We start from the raw sequence: 3,823 nt of genomic DNA on the forward strand, positions 1-3,823 counted from the left end.
ACCGCGTGAAGGAGTGGGCCGCGGCCACGTCGCTCTCGGTCTCGGACTACGTCCGGCGCCGGACACTGGGGAAGCCCATTGCCCCCCGCGTCGATCTCGCGGCGCGCAACGAGCTGAACCGGATCGGGGTCAACCTCAACCAGATCGCCCGGGCGGCGAACCAGGCCGGCCAGGTCGAGCTGATCGCGGAGCTGAAGGCGGTGCACGCCGAGGTCCGGGCGGCCGTCGCGGCGCTGAAGCTGCCGGCGCCGGAGCCCCCGGAGATCCCGCACTACCCGTTCCGCCGGATCGACGACGACGGCTGAGGCCGCCGGCCCAGACGGGCACACGGACCGCTGGCGGCCCGCACCGGCGCCCGCAGCTCCGCCCGGCGACCGCCCCGGCCCCGCGCCGACGTCGGCGGCGTTCGCAGCGAGGGAGGGGCACGGGGGCCGCCCGTGCTCGGCCCGCGCGTCGGGCGCCACGCATGAACGGTACACCTTCCCGCCTAAGGCCCCTGGCGTGCCCTGTGCTGCGCGCTGGCGTCCCGCCCGGCTCTGAGTGCCCCCGGAGGCCGGCGGCGCTCACAGGGGCTCTGAGCGCTCCACACGGCCCTGCCTCCGCCACGGACGCGACGAGCGGGGTAGCTTGACCACCCCTTCACAACGCGACACGCCCCGATCCCTAAGCCGGCAAGCATGGGGGATCGGGGCGCGCAGAGAAACCGATGGCGAAAGCTACACCGGACGGCGACGGCCGTTCCATCCCCGGCCCTGCGGCCGGGTCAGCAGAGGATTTCCAGGGGTTCGCCCCACCCTACCAGAACTGGTTCAAGGTCCCGAACGAGCTGATCGTTCGGCTCCCCGAGATCCGATCCCAGGGTGAGCTAGCGGTCGTGCTCTACTGCATCCGCCACACCTGGGGCTGGGGCGAGTTCAGCCAGCGGATCACCCTGGACGAGTTCGAGCACGGACGCAAGCGCAAGGACGGCTCCCGAATGGATCAGGGCGTTGGAATGTCGCATCCATCCATCATCAAGGGGCTCAAGCGAGCTATTGAGCACGGCTTCCTCGATGTGACCGAGGAGGGGATGGACGGTGGGCGGATGGCTAAGCGCTACGCCGTTCGCGTCGGCGGGTTGCCTGCTGACGCCTGAGGCAGAGCACGTCGCGCCCACCTCCCCGGCTGTCCACAATCGTCGGTGGAATGAGGGGGCGCCCTCTAAAGGTTCGTTAGATCCGACCTAAAGAATCTTTAGAGGGCTTCCTTTATATAGATCAAAGACACCTAGTGAAAGACAGGACCGTGGACAGTGTGGAAAACTCCGCAGCGCCGGCGGTCCCCTCGATGGTGACGCCGGCCAGGTGGCCGGCGCCGAGCGTTATCACAGTGCCTCGACCGTCCGTTTTTGCACGGACTGAGGCGCCGCCGCCCGTCGGCCTCAATCGGTGAGCTGCCGTTCGCGCTCCGAACGGCGATTCCAGCGCCTCAGGCGGGGTGCCCGAGCCGGATACTTTCGATAACGCCCCTTGTGGGAGGTGCACCGCTTTGGACCTGCCCCGCCCTTCCAACCTCCCGAACTTCCTGCACCAACCGCTCCTCCCATGACCCGCTCTACGTCTCTCCTCTCGGTGCTCCTCCTGCTCAGCGCGTGCTCCGCAACCTCACCCGAGGGCGACCCAGTGAACGCACTCACAGAGCAATTCTCGCGGGCCACAACCCAGGTGCCGGCCTTTGGAGGCGTCACCTTCGACGGAGACCGGCCCGTTGTGTTCACGCTCGGGTCGAAGTCCGAAGCCGAACCCGCTGCCCGCTCGATCTTCGGAACCAACGTCGTTGTCCGCGAGCGGCCGGCATTCGGCGGGGGCTCCGAAGCGTTGAAGGGGCAAGTCACACAGCTCCTGCTAGGCGCGGTCCGCGACGCTCAGACCACGGACTACGACGAAACGACGGGCTACGTTCGGCTTGGAGTGCTCACGGCTGACGCTGTTCGAGATGCCTACCGCGTCATGGACGACATCGACTTCCCGACCGAGAACGTCATCGTACAGGTCCAGGCGCCAATCATGCTCTACTAGGCCCCTTTGTAGATCTGGAGCAGAGACGTGCGGTAACAGACCCTAGCTCATCCTGTCAAAAATGTGCCCGCGCGGAGGCGCCAGAAAAGGCGATTCCGGGCTGCTAGGCGGAGCGCGCGGCTCTATTCCAGATCTACAAAAGGGCCGACACCTACCCCGAAGGTCCCCCTGGTAGGGTGCGTCTCCGCGCACAGTCGGGAGCGCTGCGGTGGTTGGTCTGGGGATAGCAGAGGTTGACAAAGATTGACACGGTGGGCATCGTGGCGTACGCTTCTCTCCCACCCCGCCCGCCGGAGCCCTACCCGTGAACGTCTCACTCACTCCCCCACCTCGACGCCTTCGTCCGCACCAAGGTCGAGACGGGGCGCTACACGTCGTCCAGTGAGGTCGTCCGGGAGGCGCTTCGGCTCTTGGAGCAGCTCGACGCCGTCCAGGATGCCAAGCTTGCCGCCCTCCGCGACGACGTCCAGCTCGCCATCGACCAGGTCGAGCGCGGGGAGACGGCCGCGTTCGACCCCGAGGCCATCAAGCGCGAGGGCCGCGCCCGCCGAGCCGCTTTGCAGTCGGGGGACGATGCCTGATCCGTCGGGCGTCACCTACGCCGAGGCGTTCCGGGCCGACGCCGCCGAGGCGTGGGACTACGTCGGGGCCGAATCGCCCGACCGGGCCGACGCCCTGATCGAAGCGGTGCGCGAGGCCATCGCCCTTCTGGCCGAGCACCCGAGGGCGGGCCGTGCCCGGGACGAGATCGGCGCCGGCGTACGCAGCTTCGCCGTGCCCGCCGGGCGGCACGTGGTCTACTACCGGGTGGCCGAGGCCGGCGGGATCGTCGCGCTCCGGCTGCTGCACTCGTCACGGGACGTGGCCGGCCTGTTCTGAGTGCTCCCGCCTGACTGCCGAGGGTTCCGTTTTGCTCTACAGCGAAACCGACCCGTCTATTATGGCAAGTTGTGTTTTCCTTTACAGGAAAACGTCCGACCCCCTCGGCGGCGTCCTCTGAGAAGCCTTCGCAGTCGGCCTCCGGCCGATGCTCAAGCTGGACCCCCGCCCCCGCCCCGATGACCGAGCGAACCGACCTCCCCGACGACCCGGACGACGCCGACGACGAGCCACCCGAGTCCTCCGGGCCGCTCGGCGCCCCCCGCCGCCGCGTGATCGACCCGGCCACGTACCGCCGGCCCGACCCCGAGCTGACACCGGAGCCCGAGGCGGGGCCGACGGCCGAGGCTGGCGAGACCGAGCCGGCGGCGGGAGCCGGCAACGACATGGTCGAGGGGTGGACGCCCGATGATCCGTGGCGGCCGTACACGTCGGCCGAGGCCAAGCGGAAGGCCCGGGGCGGGCGGCCGAAGCTCCCGCCCGGGAAGAAGCGGTCGGCCCAGCTCCACGTACTCCTGACCCCGGCCGAGCGCGACCGCGTGAAGGAGTGGGCCGCGGCCACGTCGCTCTCGGTCTCGGACTACGTCCGGCGCCGGACACTGGGGAAGCCCATTGCCCCCCGCGTCGATCTCGCGGCGCGCAACGAGCTGAACCGGATCGGGGTCAACCTCAACCAGATCGCCCGGGCGGCGAACCAGGCCGGCCAGGTCGAGCTGATCGCGGAGCTGAAGGCGGTGCACGCCGAGGTCCGGGCGGCCGTCGCGGCGCTGAAGCTGCCGGCGCCGGAGCCCCCGGAGATCCCGCACTACCCGTTCCGCCGGATCGACGACGACGGCTGAGGCCGCCGGCCCAGACGGGCACACGGACCGCTGGCGGCCCGCACCGGC

Annotated in this window: 5 protein-coding genes and 1 pseudogene; all 6 read left to right on the forward strand. The window is 69.5% G+C overall.

The window, feature by feature from the left end; genetic code table 11:
- Positions 1-305 (forward strand): MobC family plasmid mobilization relaxosome protein (locus RQM47_RS16750; RefSeq protein WP_314009831.1); only part of this gene is annotated, 305 nt, incomplete at its 5' end.
- Between the two features lie 401 nt (positions 306-706).
- Positions 707-1,135 (forward strand): hypothetical protein, encoded by a 429-nt coding sequence (locus RQM47_RS16755; RefSeq protein WP_314009832.1) that lies wholly within the window; start codon positions 707-709, stop codon positions 1,133-1,135.
- Between the two features lie 448 nt (positions 1,136-1,583).
- Positions 1,584-2,057: a hypothetical protein gene (locus RQM47_RS16760; protein WP_314009833.1), complete on the forward strand. Its 474-nt coding sequence runs from the start codon at positions 1,584-1,586 to the stop codon at positions 2,055-2,057.
- A 383-nt stretch (positions 2,058-2,440) separates the two neighbouring features.
- Positions 2,441-2,638, forward strand: a pseudogene (locus tag RQM47_RS16765) (type II toxin-antitoxin system ParD family antitoxin); the annotation flags it as partial.
- Complete coding sequence (locus RQM47_RS16770; RefSeq protein WP_314009834.1) at positions 2,631-2,936, forward strand: type II toxin-antitoxin system RelE/ParE family toxin; 306 nt, start codon at positions 2,631-2,633, stop codon at positions 2,934-2,936. The pseudogene RQM47_RS16765 and the gene RQM47_RS16770, both read left to right, overlap by 8 nt.
- A 179-nt stretch (positions 2,937-3,115) precedes the next feature.
- Positions 3,116-3,775, forward strand: coding sequence for a plasmid mobilization protein (locus RQM47_RS16775; protein WP_314009836.1), 660 nt, complete (start codon positions 3,116-3,118; stop codon positions 3,773-3,775).
- Positions 3,776-3,823 lie beyond the last annotated feature (48 nt).

The sequence above is a fragment of the Rubrivirga sp. S365 genome, from assembly GCF_032248475.1.
Classification (GTDB): domain Bacteria; phylum Bacteroidota; class Rhodothermia; order Rhodothermales; family Rubricoccaceae; genus Rubrivirga; species Rubrivirga litoralis.